This window comes from uncultured Granulicatella sp. (assembly GCF_963528315.1).
In the GTDB taxonomy this organism is placed as follows: domain Bacteria; phylum Bacillota; class Bacilli; order Lactobacillales; family Aerococcaceae; genus Granulicatella.
In genome coordinates this window covers 15,229-33,123 of record NZ_CAURVV010000015.1, presented here as the reverse complement: position 1 = coordinate 33,123, position 17,895 = coordinate 15,229, and the positions used below count along the sequence as shown (strand labels likewise).

Genomic DNA, 17,895 nt, shown 5'->3' with positions numbered 1-17,895 from the left:
CTAAGTAACGAGATTTGTCGCCATCACGTAATTCAACTGCTTCGTATTCACCAGTAGAAGCTCCTGAAGGAACCATACCGCGTCCGAACGCTCCGCTTTCTGTGTAAACTTCAACTTCGATAGTTGGGTTACCACGTGAATCTAATACTTCTCTTGCTAATACATCTGTAATAAATGGCATGATTTATTAACTCCTTTATATTTATTTGTACGTTTCTATTTTAGTCGAAAAATGCTTTTGATGCAATATTTTCCTTAAATTGAAAGCCTTTTTTTAAGATTATTTTTGAATTAAGCTTTCGCCTGTCATTTCTTCAGGTTTTGCTACATTCAATAAATCTAACATTGTAGGTGCAACGTCTGCTAAACGGCCACCTTCACGTAATGTAACACCTTTTTTCGTTACGATTACTGGTACTGGAACTGTTGTATGAGCAGTATGAGGTGTACCTTCTGGTGTAATCATTGTTTCTGAGTTGCCGTGGTCAGCAAAGATAATTGCAGTACCACCTTTAGCTAAAATAGCATCCACTACTTTACCTAAGTTTTCATCTACTGCTTCGATTGCTTTAATCGTTGGCTCTAACATACCAGAGTGTCCAACCATATCTGGATTTGCGAAGTTTAAGATGATTGCATCATTTTCATCATTTTGAATTGAGTTATATAAAGCGTCTCCTACTTCATAGCAACTCATTTCAGGTTTTAAGTCATATGTTGCAACTTTTGGTGAAGGAATTAAAATACGATTTTCTCCTGGGAACTCTTCGTTACGTCCACCATTCATAAAGAATGTAACGTGAGGATATTTCTCAGTTTCTGCAATACGTAATTGTGCTAATCCTGCTTTAGATAATACTTCTCCTAAAACATTTGTCATAGGAATTGGTGGGAATGCAACTTCTGCATCTACACTCGGATTGTATAATGTCATTGTCACAAATTTAACATTTGCAGCATGTTCACCACGATCAAAGTTTGTCCACTCTTTATCTGTAAATGCATTTGATAATTGAATCGCACGGTCAGGACGGAAGTTAAAGAAAATAACTGCATCATTTTCTTCAATTTTCGCAACTGGTTGGCCATCTTTAACGATTACTGATGGAATCACAAATTCATCTGTTACATTTTCAGCATAACTGTGATCAATTACTGCTTGAGCTGATTCGAATTGTGGTCCTTTTGCATGTGCAATTGCATCATAAGCTAATTGAACACGTTCCCAACGTTTGTCACGGTCCATTGCATAGTAACGACCTGATACTGTTGCGATTTGACCTACTCCAACTTCTGCTAATTTTTCTTCTAAAGTTTTAATATACGCTGGACCACCATGTGGATCCACGTCACGTCCGTCCATAAATGCATGAACATAAACTTTAGAAATACCTTTTGCTTTTGCTGTTTCAATTAATGCTAATAAATGATTGATATGGCTGTGTACTCCACCATCAGATAATAATCCAAATAAGTGTAATGCAGAATCATTTTCTAATACATGGTTAAAGGCACCATTTAATGCTGGGTTTGTATCGAATTCACCATCTAAAATCGCTTTATCAATACGAGTTAAGCTTTGGTATACAATACGACCTGCACCGATATTTGTATGACCTACTTCTGAGTTCCCCATTTGTCCATCTGGTAAACCTACATCTAAACCTGATGCTTTTAATGTTGTATGAGGAAATTCATTATAATAACGGTCAAAATTTGGTTTCTTTGCTTGTGCTACAGCGTTACCTTCTACTTCTGGTCTCCATCCGAAACCATCTAAGATAATAATCGCTACTGGTGATTTAGACATTATTTTACTGCCTCCAATAAAGCTAAGAATGATTCAGGTTGTAAGCTTGCTCCACCTACTAAAGCTCCATCCACATCTGGACAAGCCATGTATTCTTTAATATTTTCAGGTTTAACAGAACCACCGTATTGTACACGTACTTTATCAGCTACTTCTTGACCAAAGTCTGCTGCTACAACGTCACGTACTACTTTACACATTTTTTGAGCATCATCTTGAGAAGCTGATTTACCAGTTCCGATTGCCCAAATTGGTTCATATGCAATCACTAATGATGAAACTTGTTCGTTTGATAATCCAGCTAACGCTGCAGAAACTTGTGCTCCTACAAACTCAGCTGCTTTACCAGCTTCATAAGTTTCTAATGTTTCACCACAACAAATAATTGGTAACATACCATTTGCGAAAATTGCTTTTGCTTTTTTGTTAATATCTGCATCAGTTTCGTGGAAATATTCACGACGTTCTGAGTGTCCAATTACAACATAGTGAACGCCCATTTCAGATAATACTTTTGGAGAAGTTTCTCCTGTATAAGCACCTTCTTGTTCGAAATAGCAGTTTTGAGCAGCTACTTTTAATTCTGAACCTTCAGCTGCAGCTAATAAAGTAGATAAATCAACTGCTGGAGCTGCTACAGCAGACTCAACAACTTCTGATGATGGTAATTTACCTGCTAAAGCCTCAACAAATGCTTGAGTTTCTTTAGGGTTTTTATTCATTTTCCAGTTTCCTGCAATAATTGGTTTACGCATAATTTTTCCTCCTAAAATTGTTTATGAAGCAGACTCACGAAAATGAATGCATCATTTCAGTGAGTCTCTTTCAATTTTTTTAAATTATTTATCACTAATTGAAGCTACACCAGGTAATTCTTTACCTTCTAAGTATTCTAATGAAGCTCCACCACCAGTTGAGATATGAGTGAATTTATCAGCATATCCTAGTGAAATTGCTGCTGCTGCAGAATCTCCACCACCGATGATTGTTGTAGCACCCTCTAAAGAAGCAATAGCTTCACATACACCGATTGTTCCTTTAGCAAAGTTAGATAATTCGAATACACCCATAGGTCCATTCCATACAACTGTTTTAGCATCTTTTAAGTAGCTAGCAAATAATTCAACAGTCTTAGGACCAATGTCTAATCCTTCTTGGTCAGCTGGAATTTGGTCAGAAGGTACAGTTGTAGCAACTGCATCATTTGAGAATTCTTTTGCAACTACATTGTCAATTGGTAATACTAATTTGTCGCCAGCTTTTTCCATTAATTGTTTTGCTAATTCGATACGATCTACCTCTAATAATGATAGACCTACTTCACGACCCATAGCTTTGAAGAATGTATAAGCCATTCCTCCACCGATTAACACTTTATCAGCTTTATCAATTAAGCTTTCGATAACGCCAATTTTATCTGAAACTTTCGCTCCACCTAAAATAGCTACGAATGGACGTTCTGGTGTATCTACTGCTCCACCAATGAATTTAATTTCTTTTTCCATTAAGAAACCAGCTGCAGTTTCTAATTGGCTAGCAATTCCTACGTTTGAAGCGTGAGAACGGTGAGCTGTACCAAATGCATCATTTACGAACAACTCTCCTAAAGATGCCCAATATTTGCCTAACTCAGGATCGTTTTTAGATTCTTTTTTGCCATCTAAATCTTCGAAACGAGTGTTTTCAAATAATAAAACATCTCCTTCAGCTAAACCATTAATAGCTGATTCTAATGCTTCTCCACGAGTTTCTGGAACGAATGTTACATCTTTTTTCAATAATTCTGATAAACGTACAGCAACTGGACGTAAGCTTAAACGAGCTTTATCTTCTTCAGATTTTACTTTTCCTAAGTGAGAGAAAAGAATTACTTTTGCATGATTGTCAATCAAGTATTGAATAGTTGGTAATGCTTGAACAATACGGTTGTCATCTGTAATAACGCCATCTTTTAATGGAACATTAAAGTCAACACGTACTAATACTTTTTTACCTTTAACAGATAAATCTGTCACAATTTTTTTAGCCATAGAATAGCCTCCTAGAAAAAATTTATTTGGAGCGAGTGTAATACCCACATTATGAAAACAGGGCGAGGAAGCGAATGCTTCCATCGCCCTGAAAAATTCGATACGATTAGCTATATCAAAACTTTATATTATAAGTTTGCAAAGTATTGTAAAGTACGAATTAATTGTGCAGTATATGACATTTCATTATCGTACCAAGAAACTGTTTTAACTAATTGTTTGTCGCCTACAGTCATTACTTTAGTTTGAGTAGCATCAAATAATGATCCATAAGTGATACCTACGATATCAGTAGATACTAATGGTTCTTCAGTATATCCGTAAGATTCAGTTGCAGCAGCTTTCATAGCAGCATTAATTTCTTCAGCTGTAACTGGTTTTTCTAATACTGTTACTAATTCTGTTAATGAACCTGTTGGTACAGGAACACGTTGAGCAGCTCCATCTAATTTACCGTTTAATTCTGGAATTACTAAACCGATAGCTTTAGCAGCACCAGTTGTGTTAGGAACGATGTTTACAGCTGCAGCACGAGCACGACGTAAGTCACCTTTTGCGTGAGGTGCATCTAATGTGTTTTGGTCACCAGTGTAACCGTGAATTGTAGTCATTAATCCTTCAACGATTCCGAAGTTATCGTTTAATGCTTTAGCCATAGGTGCTAAACAGTTTGTAGTACATGAAGCACCAGAAATAACTGTTTCTTTACCTGTTAAAATGTCATGGTTTACGTTGTATACAACTGTTGGTACATCGTTACCACCAGGAGCAGAGATAACAACACGTTTAGCTCCACCTTTTAAGTGTAATTCAGCTTTTTCTTTAGAAGTGAAGAAACCAGTACATTCTAAAACGATATCAACGCCTAGTTCTCCCCATGGTAATTCTTCAGGATTACGGTTAGCTAATACTTTAACTTCTTTACCGTTTACGCGGAATGCGCCTTCTAATACTTCAACTTCTCCGTTGAAACGTCCTTGTGTTGAATCGTATTTTAATAAGTGTGCTAATTGTTTAGCATCTGTTAAGTCGTTGATTGCAACAACTTCTAATCCTTCCACTTCTTGAATACGACGGAATGCTAAACGTCCAATACGTCCGAAACCGTTAATACCAACTTTAACTGTCATAATAGTTTTTCCTCCTAGGGATATATTTTTTTATTTTTAGCGGGTTACCCCGTTCAAAACCATATTTGCTAAACTCTCATCAATCACAAACCATGTTCGATCGATAGGAGCTAATTTGGCATAAGCCATTAAAGCCTCTGCCTTTTGAGCACCTTCCACAATAGCAATACTATGTGGGATAGACTCTAAATCACTAAGATGCAAACCTACTCGTGGAAGTTTAAAAACAACCTTTCCTTTTGCATCGAAGAAACAACCAAACGCTTCACCTACAGCACGCCTACTTGCAATAAACTGACTTTCTTGAGGTAACAACCCTCTTCGTTCAGCCATGACACTTGCATTTCCAACGCTATACAATAAACAATTCGCTTGTTTCATCATTGTCAATGTTTGTGAAACCAATGGTTCTTGTAATAACGGAAGATACGTCTCTTTACTAACATGTTCCGGAACATATAATGAAAAATGTTCTCCACCTGTTTTTGTCGCCATCTTTTCACTAACACTATTTGCTTGAATTAAAGTGGAACCGCCCACTCCTCCTCTTGCAGGTACAAATGAAATTTCACGTTGTTGTAAAATCTCTTTTGAAAAATATTCTGCTACCATTGCCATCGTTCTACCACCCGTCACTGTAACGATTGATTGATCAACCGGCAACATCCATTTCATCAATTCCTGTACTTGATTACTAATTTGCAGCCCTTTATTTGGACCACTGTCAGTAACCACTTTACAAAATCTAATTCCTAGCTTATCCGAAATTTCTTTTTCAAAATCAGTCATTTCGATACACTGTTGAATGATTGAAGTTAATCCAAGATAAGTATCTTTTCCTAACTCAGTAACAAACATTCCTTTTGCAGAATATGTAATTAAACCTTGTTCTTTTAGTAAATCTGTTTCAGAACGAAGAATCCGTTCCGATATTTCCAACTGCTTTGCAAGCCCTCTTCGACCAATCGGTTGTGTTCGTTGTATCGCTCGCAAAATTTGGAAACGAATTTTTAACATTTGATTGCTTTCGGGGACTAGAAGTTGCATTAATCTCATACAATCCATAATTCCGATTCCCTTCGTTTCATTACTGGGCTAAAAACCGTCCCTAAAAATCAGCTATCTATACATAGAAAACTTTCTTAATTACACAAATATTGTACCAACAATATTTGTAAAATGCAACTTGAAAGTGTTTAATATTTTCTAAAAAAATATTAAACCGGGACTTTTTGAGTCCCTTTCTCTTTCTTTTTTCTCTTTTAAAGTTGTCTTTTTCTGCTTTTTCTAAATCAATCTATTTCTTTTTTTGTAAGGGTTTCTTCTTGTTTTTTCATATGAATTTGGATAAAATATTCTTACATTGTTTAGCCATCTTAGTGTAATGGATATCACATAAGATTCCGGTTCTTATAATGGGGGTTCGATTCCCTCAGGTGGCGTTATTTGTAATTTCTTGTCATTTTCTAAGATTGCAAAACATTGTCAAATCAACGTTTTATCATTCTTAACGTTTCTTGAAATTACCGATTCCACGGAACATTTATGGAACAACTTTGTAACAAAAAAGGTGCTATTTTGAGTAGCACCTTTTTTGTACAGATCATTCTTAATTTTAGATTATCGCGAACTCTTCTTCATCATTTCCAGCATTTCAATGTTTTCGAATTTAATTTAATTTTCCTCTACTTCAACTTTTTCTTGAATTGCGTATTCTGTTAATTTAATGGCATACTCTAGTTTCATACCGTATACGCTTGTTATTCCTTTTTTCCAATCATTTACTGTACTATAACTTATCCCAGTTTCTTTTCCTATCTTGTATGCTGAATATTTTTTAAGTACTTCTTCAATTAATTTTACATTTGCTATCATTTGTCATCGCCTCCTGCATAATTCAAAATTGACTATCGTTTATTAAAATATTGTTGAAATTTTGGATGAGTTGAAATGTACTTTCTAAAATTGGATTCACCGATAGTCAACTCATGATTTTTTACTAAAAAACGCCATAAATCTGCTTTCTTTTAACAATTTGCCAAGCGTCGTCATTCAATAATTCTTGAATTAATGAATGTAATGAATCGATTTTTGATTTTCTAACTCTTATTTTAGATTTGTTATAGCCGTTATAGTACTTTTTAACAATTCTACGAACAACATAAAACTTTCTAGATAAGTCAGAAAAATTAGATTTTAATTTTTGCTCTTCCATAATCATGCAAAATTTTAGTAAATCAGATAATTCATTTACTGAATCTAATTTTATCATAATCATTTACACCTCATCACCATTATGACAGATGGATATTTAAAAGTACAATTGTTACACCCAAAATTCATTCCTATCATCACATTTTTATTGAGTTGCCTTTTTTATTATTATATACTGAGAGTGAGGGAAGTTATCCTTCCCCTCTATTAAAGAAAAACGTTATCTGCGGTGTTTGCGAGACATAGGCTTGTTACGTTTTATTTCTTGGCATCCTATTTAGGATGCCTTTTTCATATAATCATCAATTTTTTGAGTGCAAAAAAGCCAGGGCTTAACACCCTGGCTTATTTGCAGTTTTATAGCTCACCATACTATTAGACTGCGAATTATTTTTCTAAACCTTCAATAATTTTTGTTAAGTTCCATTTCATCATGCTTAAGTAGCTATCTCCATCTTTACCTTTTTCAGCAATTGAGTCAGTAAAGATTGTTGAGTAAATTGGCTTACCTGATTCTTGTGAAACTGTCTTCATTGGGCGTTCGTCAACACTTGATTCAACGAATAATGAAGGAACTTTAGAATTTTTAAGAATTTCTACTAAACGAGTTGTTTGTTCAGGAGTACCTTCTTCTTCAGTATTAATTTCCCAAATGTAAGCTGATGGAACTCCATAAGCTTTAGAGAAGTACTTGAAGCATCCTTCACTCGTAACAATTAATTTTTTCTCTTCTGGAATTTTAGCAAGACGTTCTTTTGCGTCTTTATCTAATTTATCCAATTCAGCAACATATTTATCAAGATTCTTTTGGTAAGTATCTTTATGTTCTGGATCTTTTGCAATTAATTGTTTTGCAATATTTTTAGCATAAATCACACCATTTTCGATGTTTAACCATGCATGAGGGTCTTCTTTACCTTTTTCTTTTTCCCCTTCAAGGTAAATTACATCAACGCCATCACTTACTGCAAAGTAATCTTTATCTGCTACTTTACCAGCATTTTTAACCATTTTTGTAAACCAAGCATCATCTGCATTTTCTAAGTTAATTCCATTATAGAAAATTAGGTCTGCATCATGAATTTTTTGAACATCTTGTGGTAATGGTTCATATTCGTGTGGATCTTGTCCAACTGGAACAATACTGTGAATGTCTGCTAAATCCCCAGCAACATTTTTTGTAATATCATAAATGATAGAGTTTGTTGCTACTACTTGTACTTTTTTAGGTTCATTACTTTTTGTTGTAGTTGTAGATGTAGATGTTGTGTTTGTTGAACATCCTGCAAAACCTACTAATGATAATAAACCGACTGTTAATAATTTCCCGATTTTCATGCTTTTTTCCTACCTTCCCTTTGTTTTGGTGATACAATAAAACTAATCACAAAGAATGCTGCAGCAGTTAATACAATGGTTGAACCTACTGCAATATTAAACGTATAGCCGATTACTAAACCAACAATCGAAGAAAGTGAACCAAACATCGCTGATAAAGCTAACATGGTTTTCAAACTCTTCGAATATAAATACGCTGTTGCTGCTGGTGTAATCAGTAACGCTACAATCATAACTGTTCCGACACTTTGCATTGCTGTAATCGAAACTAATGCTAAAAGAAACATCAATAAGTAATGATAGAATGATACATTCAATCCTGCCGAACGAGCAAAGACTGGGTCAAAACTCGTTACTTGTAATTCTTTAAAGTAAGAAATAATCGTTACAAAAACAAATATTCCCACAATTGCTGTAATTACTAAATCAAAATCTTGTACCGCTAAAATATTCCCAAATAAAATATGGAATAAGTCTGTTGAACTTTTTGCAACACCGATTAAAATAATCCCTAAAGCTAAAAACGAACTAAAGGTAATTCCTATCGCAGTATCACTTTTTACGACACTATTTCGATTAATAAAAGCAATAATAAACGATGCTAATAATCCAAACGCTAGTGCTCCAAAGAAGAAGTTAATACCAAGAATAAAAGATAATGCTACCCCTGGTAACACCGCATGAGAAATCGCATCTCCCATTAACGACATTCCACGAAGAATGATAAAACATCCAATCATTCCGGCAACTGCTCCAATTAAAACAGAAGAAATTAATGCATTTTGCACAAAATGATAGTTCATTAATCCTTGTAAAAAATTATTCATGAGTTTGTCCCCCTTGAGCTATGAAAACTTCTCCACCGTAAGTTTTTCTAATTTTTTCAGGAACAAATGTTTCCTCAGTTTTTCCACTATCTACAATTCCACGATTCACTAAAATGACTTGATCAAAATAATCACGTACTTTCGATAAATCATGATGCACCATTAAAATAGTCTTACCTTCTTCTTTCCATTGACGAATTAAAGTCATAATGACTTTTTCACTCATCATATCAATCCCAACAAATGGTTCATCTAAGAAGATGTAATCTGCTTTTTGGACTAAACAACGTGCTAATAATACCCTTTGGAATTGTCCGCCAGATAATGCTCCTATTGGACGATTGGCTAATTCTGTTAATCCAACTTCTTCAATCGCTTCATCGACATCTTTCCAATCTTGAGCGTTTAACCGTTGAAATGGTTTCATTTTTACAGTTTTTCCTAATGCTACACATTCACGAATCGTAATTGGAAATGTAAAATCCAAATTACTTTTTTGTTCAACGTATGCAATTCTCCCTAGCGATTGACTCGCTGCTTCTCCATCAAATGTCACTTTTCCCGTATGCGGAATTAATCCTAGAATTGCTTTTAATAAAGTAGATTTCCCTGCCCCATTAGGACCAATAATTCCCAAAATCGTTGGGCCATTAACTTCTACATGACAATCCTTTAAAACATCTGGTTGCATTGCGTAAGATACTCCCAGATTTTCGACTTTAATCATGAATCTGCCTCCTTCTTTCTGTCATATTTCTTATGCCAATAATTAGGTTACCCTAAATACTTTCTCTCGTCAAGAGTTTTTTAGGTACTCCAAAATATTTTTGAAAAATTCCGATTTTTATATAAAAAAAGATAAAGAACAAAACGCTTTCATGTTCTTCATCTCTTTTAAGCCTATTCTTTTTTATCTTCTTTTGCTCCTAAAGCAGTTAATGTATTGGAGAATAAATGATGCTTATAGTCTTTATCAATCTCTTTATAATAACTATAAAAAATATCTACCATGACTAAAATTGGAAATTGTGGAGAAATTAGCCCCCCTTGATCTAACGCATTTTTCATTGCAATTAATACTAATTCATCACAAACTTTTTCACTTTCTTCACTTCGTTTTGAAGTAATTAAAACCGTTTTTGCCCCTTGCTTTTTCGCTTGACGTACCGCCTCTACTACACTTGCATTCGCAGAAACTGATATCCCAATGACTAAACACTGTTCATCCACAAGCACTCGATTCATCAGCATGGTATGCAAATCCGTAATCGCCTCACAAATCATTCCTAGTCGCATAAAACGAAACTTCATCTCATGAGCTGCTAACCCTGAACTCCCTTGTCCATAAATATAAACTCGTTTTGCATTATTCAATAAACCACACACTTTAATGACTTGGCTTTCATCAATTAAAGAAAAAGATTTCGATAGTAATTCTTCATAGTCTGATAAAACTGTTTTCGTTAAATCATTATGAATGACTTCTCCCTCTTTTTTACTTTCTTGAAAATCATAAATAAATTGTCGATATCCCTTATAACCACATTTTTGAGCAAAACGAGTCAATGATGGAATGGATACAAACAATCTCTCCGATACGGCTCTAGCAGATAAAGATTCTTCTGTAGATTTTTGCTTTAAAAAATATTGCGCAATTGTTTTTTCATTAGGGGTTAATGTATCATAAATCGATTCAATTAATGGTGTGACTTTTTTCTCAAAAGATATCATATTGTTACTCCCTTAACCTTTTCATTACTGCTAGTGTATCATATTTTTCAAGTCTCGTGTTTTAAAAAATAAAAAGCTAGGAGACTTTCATCCCCTAGCTTGAAAGAGTTTAGACAACGATTAGTCATCTACTCCTAAAATTTCGTTAATATTGTTTTTATAAAGAATTGCTTTCGCACCGTAAATTGCTTGAACTCCACCATTTACTTCTAGTACATCTACTGCACCAATAGATTTTAGAGTTGCTTTATCTACTTTATCTACAGAACGAACTGCTACACGTAGACGAGTAATACATGCATCTACATCTTCAATGTTTTCTGCTCCACCTAATGCTTCAATAATACGAACGCTATCTTGTTTTAATGTATCTTTTGTTTCTACAACCGGTTGTGCATCATCTACTAACTCTTCATCTAAACGACCTGGAGTTGCAACATTGAATTGAATGATAAACCATCTGAATACAACATAGTATAGAACACTCCATACTAAACCAAATGGAATTTGTAATAACCAATTTGTTTTATCATTTCCTTGTAATACCCCAAATAATGTGAAGTCGATAACCCCACCAGAGAATGTATTACCAATAGAAATGTTTAAGATATCAGCAATAAAGAAGCTTACACCATCTAAGAATGCGTGAACAACATAAAGTACTGGACTTACGAATAAGAACATAAATTCAATTGGTTCTGTAATACCAGTAATGAATGAAGTTAAAGCTACCCCAAAGAATAAACCAGCATATTTTTTACGACGATCTTTTGGAACACAGTGATACATTGCTAAGCATGCTGCTGGAAGACCAAACATCATTGTAGAGAAACGACCTGCGAAGAAACGAGTTCCTTCAGTAAATAGACCAACATGTGTTGGATCTGCTAATTGAGCAAAGAAGATTTTTTGAGCTCCTGCTACAGTTTGACCTGCAACTACTTCAACGCCACCTAATTCTGTATACCAGAATAATGGATAAATCATGTGGTGTAAACCAACTGCACCACATAGACGCATTAAGAATCCATATAAGAATGTTCCAAATGGTCCAGCTTGTGAGATATAACCACCAGTTGATACTAATAATTGTTGGAATGGAGGCCAAATTACAAAGAAAATACCCCCAACTACAATTGAAGCAAATGAAGTTACGATTGGAACAAAACGGCTACCTCCAAAGAATCCTAAGAATTGAGGTAATTGAATATTGCTATAACGATTATGTAAATAAACCGCTACAGAACCTACTACGATGGCACCAACTACACCTGTATCAATTGAAGCTCCTTCAGCCATATATAATTTAACAAGTGCTTTGATTGTTGCTGTCATTACGAAATAACCAGTAACCCCAGCCAGTGCTGCAGTACCTTTATCACGTTTTGCTAACCCAATACATAAGCCCACACAGAGTAGTAACGCTAAATTCGCAAATACAACTTCCCCCGCTGAACTCATTACTGTGAAAATTGCTTGTAAAAGACTATTATTTAACACTGGATAAGTAGCTACTGTCGTTGGATTTGACAATGCACCACCAATCCCTAATAACAAACCAGCTGCCGGTAAAATAGCAATCGGCAACATAAATGCTTTACCAATTTTTTGTAATACTTTAAACATATGGTTTCCCCCTAATTATTTTCCTTTTATGATTGAATCGCATCTACAAATTTTTTTGTAATTAATTGAGGTCTTGTAATCGCTGATCCAACAACTACACTATAGGCCCCTAATTCAAGTACACGTTTTACCTTTTCAGGCGTATCAATATTTCCTTCTGCAATGAGTGGATGTTTGATAACCTTTAAGACTTCACGGAGAATTTCAAAATCGTTTGCTTCAATTTTATCCCCTTTACTTTGGTTGGTATATCCTACTAATGTACTTCCGATATAGTCGAACCCTAATTCATCTGCATGAATCATTTCTTCAACTGTCGAACAGTCTGCCATTAGTTTTTGAGTTGGATATTTTTGACGAATTTCTTGATAAAATTCATCTAAAGTTTGTCCATTAGGACGACTAGAAATCGTTGCATCTAATGCAATAATTTCCGGTTTTGCTTCCATTAACTCATCCACTTCTTTCATAGTGGCAGTAATATAGACATCAGCATCATCATAATCTCTTTTAATAATTCCAATTACAGGTAAATCAACTGCTTCTTTAATAGCTTTGATGTCTATGACAGAATTAGCACGAATCCCCTTTGCTCCTCCTTCCTTTGCTGCGACTGCCATACGAGCCATAATAAAATCGCTATGCAACGGTTCATGTGGCAACGCTTGGCAAGATACGATTAATTGCCCTTGAATACTCATATTCAGCCTCCTTTTCTTTATATAAAAGCCTTTACATTCATTAGTATAATTGTAGCAGAAAGCATTTTCAATATTAGATGCTATTTTAGAAAGTAATTTCAAATTTCTTTGTTTTCCAATCCAAATTCCTTAAAAATTAGAAATTACTTTCACAATTTTTAAAAGATTATAAAAAGTATTATATAAAATAATGAAGGACTTACCGTTCAATCGATAAGTCCTAAGGGTATCACTATTCAGTTTCAAAGATTTGGAAGATTATTTTCCTAAATAATATTCTGAAACTACATGTAAGTTTTCATCAAATTCAAAGACTAATGGGGGGAAATTTGGAATTTCCAATCCCATAATCTCGTCATCTGATAATCCTTTAATATGTTTTACTAACGCACGAATAGAATTTCCATGTGCGCCAATAAAAACATTTTTACCAGCTTTTAAATCTGGAGCAATTTTATCCTCCCAAAATGGAAGAACACGTTCCAATGTCACTTTAAGATTTTCTGCATCTGGAATTACAGAATCATCCAGCTTTGCATACCGCCGATCTCCATGTGCTGAATACTCATCATCTCGATCCATTTTTGGAGGTAACACATCATAGGAACGTCGCCAAATATGAACTTGTTCATCTCCAAATTTTTCAGCAGCTTCTGCTTTATTTTTCCCAGTCAAACCACCATAATGACGTTCATTTAAACGCCAAGATTTTTCAACAGGAATCCATAATTGATCACAAGCTTCCAATGCCAAATCCGTTGTTTTAATGGCACGTTTTAGCACTGAAGTATAGGCTTGATCAAATTCAATCCCTGCTTCTTTAATTAATTTTCCGGCATCAATTGCTTGTTGAATCCCCTTTTCAGATAAATCAACATCCGCCCAACCAGTGAAGAGATTGGCCTTATTCCATTCTGACTGGCCGTGGCGAGCAAAAACTAATTTTACCATCATATCGCTCTCCTTTTTCTCCTAAACCTTTTCCCGAGTAATAGTATACCCTTTTTCATTATCTATTTAATAATGCTGCAGCAGCTTCATCAACGATAATTGTTACATTTGGATGCTTCTGTAAAATACTAGCAGGCACATCTGTCGTAACATCCCCTTTTACCGTATTTAAAATCGCTTGTGCTTTTTTCTCCCCAAATGCAATTAATAATATTTGTTTTGCATCCATAATTGATTGTAATCCCATTGAATAAGCATATCTTGGCACATCTTCTTCACGTTCAAAGAAACGTTTATTTGCTTCGATTGTCGCTTGTGCTAACGCTACTTTATGTGTTCTTTGAGTAAAAGGTGTTCCTGGTTCGTTAAATCCAATATGGGCATTACTCCCTATCCCCAATAATTGGAAATCAACAGGATTATCTTGTAAAATTTTTTCATATCGCTCCACTTCAGCATCAATATCTTCTGCTAATCCATCTGGTAAATAACTCTTAGCAAATGGTTTTGCTGCAAATAATTGCTCATTCATAAAATAATGATAACTATGTTCATCTTCATTTGATAAACCTGCATATTCATCTAAGTTTACAGATACTCTATCCGAAAAATCTAATGTACTTTGGCGAATTTTTTCATATAAACCAAGAGGGCTTGAACCTGTTGCTAACCCAAAAACTTTCGCTCCCTTTTCATAAGCTTCTTTAAAAACTTCAAACGCAACTTTAGCGCCTTCTTCTTGATTTTTTACAATTTTAATGTCCATAACGCTTCCTCCCTCAACTTGTCATTACCAGTATTGTAACAGAAATTTTCATAAGAATAAATAATAACCTCCGATTTTTAATCAAATATTTTCAAAACAAAAAACTCTATTAGACTCGGAATTATCCTGTCTAATAGAGTTATATTTTTAATTATTTCCAAAAATCATCATAAATCGTAATTGGCAAATGACGTTTATGTTCTGATTTGATGTACCAACTTTCAATGGTTTGAGCATCTTTTTCCGAAACTTCTTTTCCTTCAAGATAGTCATCAATTGCTTCATAAGTTACGCCTAAAGCTACTTCATCAGGAAGTGATGGACGTTCTTCTTCTAAGTCTGCTGTTGGTTGTTTTAAATATAAATGTTCTGGAGCTCCTAAATATTCTAACAACTGACGTCCTTGTCGTTTATTCAAACGCCATAATGGTAAAATGTCTGCTCCACCATCTCCAAATTTTGTATAAAATCCTGTCACAGATTCCGCCGCATGATCCGTACCGATTACCGCACAGCTTGTTTGACCTGCAATTGCATATTGGGCAATCATACGCTCTCTTGCTTTAATATTCCCTTTATTAAAATCACTAATCTGCAAACCCAAACTTGTAATACTATTTGCAGCTGCATCCACTGCTGGTTTAATATCTACTCTCAAAATATCTGACGCTTGCATAAATTCAATGGCATCCATTGCATCTTGTTCGTCTGCTTGAATTCCATAAGGTAGGCGAACAGCATAAAAGCGATAATCTTTTTCTGGATACTCTTGTTTCAACTCATCAATGGCTAACTGAGTTAATTTCCCAGCTAAAGTAGAATCTTGTCCACCACTAATGCCTAATACATAGCCTTTTAAAAAAGAATGCTTGACTAAATACTCTTTCAAAAATTGAATCGTTCTTTTAACTTCTTCTTGAACATCAATTTTCGGCTGCACTTTTAACGTTTCAATAATTTGTTTTTGTAATGGTCTCATGATTTCTTCCTTTTCTATCGAATTAGCTTAAGCGGTTCATTTTCTCTTTTACTTCTGCACGAATTGCTTCAATACTTGCGAGTTTTTGTTGATAAGTTTCTGTAGATAAGTCAACTGGATATTGTTCAGGATTTAAGATACGTTTGTATTCATCCCATAGCGCTTCTACTTGTTCATCTTTATAGGCTTTAATCTCTTTCAATGAAGGCAATGTATACACTAATTTACCTTGTTCAAAAATTGATTGTAAAATTGGACGAGCATCAAAATCTGTCACTGTTTTATTAATATATGTGTAAACTGGATGGAACATATATAATTCTTCTAATTCATCTGGACGTTCATGCCATAATGCAATATAATCCCCTTCGGATTTTCCATCGCTCTTACGAGTAATACGCCATACTTGTTTTTTACCTGGTGTTGAAACTTTTTCTGCATTATTAGAAATTTTCACGGTTGGAACCATTTCACCATTTTCATCTTCAATCGCTACTAATTTATAAACACATCCTAAAGCAGGTTGATCATAAGCTGTAATTAAACGTGTTCCAATTCCCCAAACATCAATTTTAGCACCTTGCATTTTTAAGTTCAGAACAGTTTTTTCATCTAAATCACTTGAGGCATAAATTTTAGCTTCTGTAAAGCCTGCATCATCTAATTGTTGACGAACTTTTTTCGACATATAGGCCATGTCTCCACTATCAATACGAACACCTAAGAAATTAATTTTATCTCCAAATTCTTTCGCTACACGAATCGCATTTGGAACACCTGAACGTAAAATATCATACGTATCTACTAAAAATACACAGTCACGGTGAGTAGAGGCATAAGCTTTAAAGGCTTCATAATCATCACGATACGCTTGTACTAAAGAATGCGCATGAGTTCCTGAAACAGGAATTCCAAACATTTTTCCTGCTCGAACATTACTTGTCGCATTACATCCCCCAATATAAGCTGCTCTTGTTCCCCAAAGCGCTGCATCTAATTCTTGAGCACGTCTTGTTCCAAATTCTAGAACAGGATCATCTCCAGCAACTGTACGAATACGAGAAGCTTTTGTCGCAATGAGTGTTTGGAAATTAATAATATTTAATAGAGCTGTTTCAATTAATTGGCATTCTGCAAGTGTTCCTTCTACTTGAACTAATGGTTCATTGGCAAACACTAATTCCCCTTCAACTGCAGAATGAATATTCCCTTTAAATTTAAAGTTTTTCAAATAATCTAAAAATTCTTCTGGATAAATGTCTAAACTTCTTAAATATTCTAAATCTGTTTGGCTAAATGTTAAATCTTCAATATAGTGAACTAAACGTTCTAAACCAGCGAAAATGGCATATCCATTTTCAAAAGGTAACTTTCTAAAATAAGCTTCAAAAATCGCTTTTTTCTCATGAAGACCTGTTTCCCAATAAGTCTTCATCATATTAATTTGATATAAATCAGTATGTAACGTTAAACTATCATCATGATAACGGAATTTCATGGTTCCATAACCCTCTTTTCATTATAATTACATTTATTGTACACCAGTTTTCATAGTTTGTACAAACTTTCCAAACTCTTTTTTTACGGCAAAAGGGACTAGTTTCCTAGTCCCTTCTTCAACCATCATTTCCACACTTAAATACCTTCAAAATGAATAAACTATTTTATCTAGTCTCTTTATTTATCAATGTATTCTTCCTACTATTAGTTTACTCCTCTTTTCACAAAGTGGCAAGAGTTTTCTTGGAAAAATTCCTAATTTTTTCTTTTTGAAGCCATTTTTCCAATAGAG

At 34.6% G+C, this 17,895-nt stretch carries 17 protein-coding genes, 1 tRNA gene and 1 pseudogene; 1 reads left to right on the top strand and 18 read right to left on the bottom strand.

Going from position 1 to position 17,895, the window contains the following annotated elements; translation table 11 throughout:
- From eno to RYK07_RS04995, 6 genes and pseudogenes are all read right to left on the bottom strand, one after another.
- Nucleotides 1–181: pseudogene (gene eno / locus RYK07_RS05020) on the bottom strand (phosphopyruvate hydratase); the annotation flags it as partial.
- Between the two features lie 99 nt (nt 182–280).
- Nucleotides 281–1,810: a 2,3-bisphosphoglycerate-independent phosphoglycerate mutase gene (gene gpmI / locus RYK07_RS05015; RefSeq protein ID WP_314852692.1), complete on the bottom strand. Its 1,530-nt coding sequence runs from the start codon at nt 1,808–1,810 to the stop codon at nt 281–283.
- On the bottom strand, nt 1,810–2,568 hold the full coding sequence (gene tpiA, locus RYK07_RS05010; protein ID WP_314852696.1) for a triose-phosphate isomerase: 759 nt from the start codon (nt 2,566–2,568) through the stop codon (nt 1,810–1,812). Before tpiA ends, gpmI begins: the two co-directional genes overlap by 1 nt.
- A gap of 81 nt (nt 2,569–2,649) precedes the next feature.
- The gene (locus RYK07_RS05005) at nt 2,650–3,840 is read right to left on the bottom strand and encodes a phosphoglycerate kinase (RefSeq protein WP_314852690.1); all 1,191 of its coding nucleotides are present in this window, start codon (nt 3,838–3,840) and stop codon (nt 2,650–2,652) included.
- Nucleotides 3,841–3,968: 128 nt separating this feature from the next.
- On the bottom strand, nt 3,969–4,970 hold the full coding sequence (gene gap / locus RYK07_RS05000) for a type I glyceraldehyde-3-phosphate dehydrogenase (protein ID WP_314852689.1): 1,002 nt from the start codon (nt 4,968–4,970) through the stop codon (nt 3,969–3,971).
- Nucleotides 4,971–5,006: 36 nt separating this feature from the next.
- Nucleotides 5,007–5,987 carry a sugar-binding domain-containing protein gene (locus RYK07_RS04995; RefSeq protein ID WP_314852688.1) on the bottom strand — a complete coding sequence of 327 codons (981 nt, stop codon included), beginning with the start codon at nt 5,985–5,987 and terminating at the stop codon, nt 5,007–5,009.
- 353 nt (nt 5,988–6,340) lie between these two features.
- Here RYK07_RS04995 and RYK07_RS04990 point away from each other — a divergent pair.
- Nucleotides 6,341–6,412 (top strand) — tRNA-Arg (locus tag RYK07_RS04990).
- A gap of 232 nt (nt 6,413–6,644) precedes the next feature.
- Here RYK07_RS04990 and RYK07_RS04985 read toward each other — a convergent pair.
- The 12 genes from RYK07_RS04985 to RYK07_RS04930 all read right to left on the bottom strand — a co-directional run bounded on the left by RYK07_RS04985 (nt 6,645) and on the right by RYK07_RS04930 (nt 17,601).
- Nucleotides 6,645–6,845 carry an XRE family transcriptional regulator gene (locus tag RYK07_RS04985; RefSeq protein WP_314852687.1) on the bottom strand — a complete coding sequence of 67 codons (201 nt, stop codon included), beginning with the start codon at nt 6,843–6,845 and terminating at the stop codon, nt 6,645–6,647.
- A 124-nt stretch (nt 6,846–6,969) separates the two neighbouring features.
- On the bottom strand, nt 6,970–7,248 hold the full coding sequence (locus RYK07_RS04980; RefSeq protein WP_314852686.1) for a hypothetical protein: 279 nt from the start codon (nt 7,246–7,248) through the stop codon (nt 6,970–6,972).
- A gap of 323 nt (nt 7,249–7,571) precedes the next feature.
- Entirely contained in the window at nt 7,572–8,522 is a 951-nt protein-coding gene (locus RYK07_RS04975) for a metal ABC transporter substrate-binding protein (protein WP_314852685.1), read from the bottom strand.
- Nucleotides 8,519–9,349 carry a metal ABC transporter permease gene (locus RYK07_RS04970; protein WP_314077243.1) on the bottom strand — a complete coding sequence of 277 codons (831 nt, stop codon included), beginning with the start codon at nt 9,347–9,349 and terminating at the stop codon, nt 8,519–8,521. The genes RYK07_RS04975 and RYK07_RS04970 overlap by 4 nt, the downstream gene beginning before the upstream one ends.
- Nucleotides 9,342–10,076 carry a metal ABC transporter ATP-binding protein gene (locus RYK07_RS04965; protein ID WP_314852683.1) on the bottom strand — a complete coding sequence of 245 codons (735 nt, stop codon included), beginning with the start codon at nt 10,074–10,076 and terminating at the stop codon, nt 9,342–9,344. The genes RYK07_RS04970 and RYK07_RS04965 overlap by 8 nt, the downstream gene beginning before the upstream one ends.
- Before the next feature lie 173 nt (nt 10,077–10,249).
- Nucleotides 10,250–11,080, bottom strand: coding sequence for a MurR/RpiR family transcriptional regulator (locus RYK07_RS04960; RefSeq protein WP_314852681.1), 831 nt, complete (start codon nt 11,078–11,080; stop codon nt 10,250–10,252).
- Nucleotides 11,081–11,200: 120 nt separating this feature from the next.
- A complete protein-coding gene (locus RYK07_RS04955; RefSeq protein ID WP_314852679.1) occupies nt 11,201–12,706 on the bottom strand; it encodes a PTS transporter subunit EIIC in 1,506 nt (501 codons plus the stop codon).
- Nucleotides 12,707–12,732: 26 nt separating this feature from the next.
- A complete protein-coding gene (locus RYK07_RS04950; RefSeq protein WP_006703947.1) occupies nt 12,733–13,413 on the bottom strand; it encodes an N-acetylmannosamine-6-phosphate 2-epimerase in 681 nt (226 codons plus the stop codon).
- 252 nt (nt 13,414–13,665) lie between these two features.
- Nucleotides 13,666–14,358, bottom strand: coding sequence for a phosphoglycerate mutase (locus tag RYK07_RS04945; RefSeq protein ID WP_314852694.1), 693 nt, complete (start codon nt 14,356–14,358; stop codon nt 13,666–13,668).
- Nucleotides 14,359–14,416: 58 nt separating this feature from the next.
- Nucleotides 14,417–15,124, bottom strand: coding sequence for a glucosamine-6-phosphate deaminase (locus tag RYK07_RS04940; RefSeq protein ID WP_314852677.1), 708 nt, complete (start codon nt 15,122–15,124; stop codon nt 14,417–14,419).
- Between the two features lie 151 nt (nt 15,125–15,275).
- Nucleotides 15,276–16,103 carry an ammonia-dependent NAD(+) synthetase gene (gene nadE, locus RYK07_RS04935; RefSeq protein ID WP_314852675.1) on the bottom strand — a complete coding sequence of 276 codons (828 nt, stop codon included), beginning with the start codon at nt 16,101–16,103 and terminating at the stop codon, nt 15,276–15,278.
- 22 nt (nt 16,104–16,125) lie between these two features.
- The gene (locus RYK07_RS04930) at nt 16,126–17,601 is read right to left on the bottom strand and encodes a nicotinate phosphoribosyltransferase (protein WP_314852673.1); all 1,476 of its coding nucleotides are present in this window, start codon (nt 17,599–17,601) and stop codon (nt 16,126–16,128) included.
- Between the last annotated feature and the right edge of the window lie 294 nt (nt 17,602–17,895).